The organism is Mycobacterium sp. TH-M82, from assembly GCF_057473605.1.
Genome location: NZ_JBYCKY010000858.1, coordinates 1 through 1197, shown reverse-complemented (window position 1 = coordinate 1197; position 1197 = coordinate 1). Strand labels below are relative to the sequence as shown.

At 70.4% G+C, this 1197-nt stretch carries 2 protein-coding genes; both read left to right on the top strand.

The window, feature by feature from the left end; genetic code table 11:
* Window positions 1-761, top strand: a 761-nt coding sequence (locus AC2VON_RS24940; protein WP_486955210.1) for an NADH-quinone oxidoreductase subunit B family protein, incomplete at its 5' end; no start/stop codon positions are given.
* Window positions 758-1197: nickel-dependent hydrogenase large subunit (locus tag AC2VON_RS24935; protein ID WP_486955209.1), on the top strand; the 440-nt coding region annotated here is incomplete at its 3' end. The genes AC2VON_RS24940 and AC2VON_RS24935, both read left to right, overlap by 4 nt.

Sequence of the window (1197 nt, the reverse complement as noted above, 5' to 3'; positions counted from 1 at the left end):
CCACGCTGGCCGTGTGGAAGTTCGCCTCGTGCGACGGCTGCCAGCTGACGCTGCTGGACTGCGAGGACGAGCTGCTCACCCTGGCCGAGCGGGTGCGGATCGCCACCTTCGCCGAGGCCTCCAGCGCGATGGTCGGCGGACCTTACGACGTGTCGCTGGTGGAGGGCTCGATCACCACCGGCCACGACGAACGACGCATCCGCGAAATCCGGGAACAGTCGAAAACTCTCGTCACCATCGGCGCGTGTGCCACCGCCGGGGGCGTGCAGGCGCTGCGTAACTTCGCCGACGTCGCCGAGTTCGCTTCCGTCGTCTACGCCAAGCCGGAGTACATCGACACGCTGGCCACCTCCACCCCGGCCTCGGCGCACGTGCAGGTCGACTACCAGCTGCACGGCTGCCCGATCGACCGCGGACAGCTGCTCGACACGCTCGCGGCGCTGCTGATCGGGCGCAAACCCAGCCTGCCGGCCAAGACGGTGTGCACCGAGTGCAAGCAGCGCGGCGTGACGTGTCTGGTCGTCGCGCAGGGCACCCCGTGTCTGGGGCCGGTCACCCACGCCGGCTGCGGCGCGCTGTGCCCGCGGCACAACCGGGGCTGCTTCGGCTGCTTCGGCCCGTCGGCGGCGCCGCGGACCGCGACGTTGATCCCGCTGCTGCGCCGCGACGGCATGTCGGAGGCCGACGTTGACCGGGTGTTCTCGACCTTCAACGTCACCAGTTTCCGGGCCGCCTTCGCGGCCGAGCGGGGCGAGCAGTGACACCCACCAAGCGCACGCTGAGCGTCGGCACCCTGACGCGGGTGGAAGGCGAAGGCGCGCTTCATGTCTCGTTGCGCGACGGCGCGCTGGAGCGCGTCGAGCTCAACATCTACGAGCCGCCCCGCTTCTTCGAGGCGTTCCTGCGCGGGCGGGCCTACACCGAGCCGCCGGACCTGACCGCGCGCGTGTGCGGGATCTGCCCGGTGGCCTACCAGGTCAGCGCCTGCAACGCGATCGAGGACGCCTGCGGCGTGCAGGTCGATCCCGAGATCGTCGCGCTGCGCCGGCTGCTGTACTGCGGCGAATGGATCCACAGCCACGTCCTGCACGTCTATCTGTTGCACGCACCGGATTTCCTGGGCCACTCCGACATCATCGGCATGGCGCGCGACCACCCGGGCGCCGTCGAGCGGGGGCTGTCGCTGAAGAAGGCCGG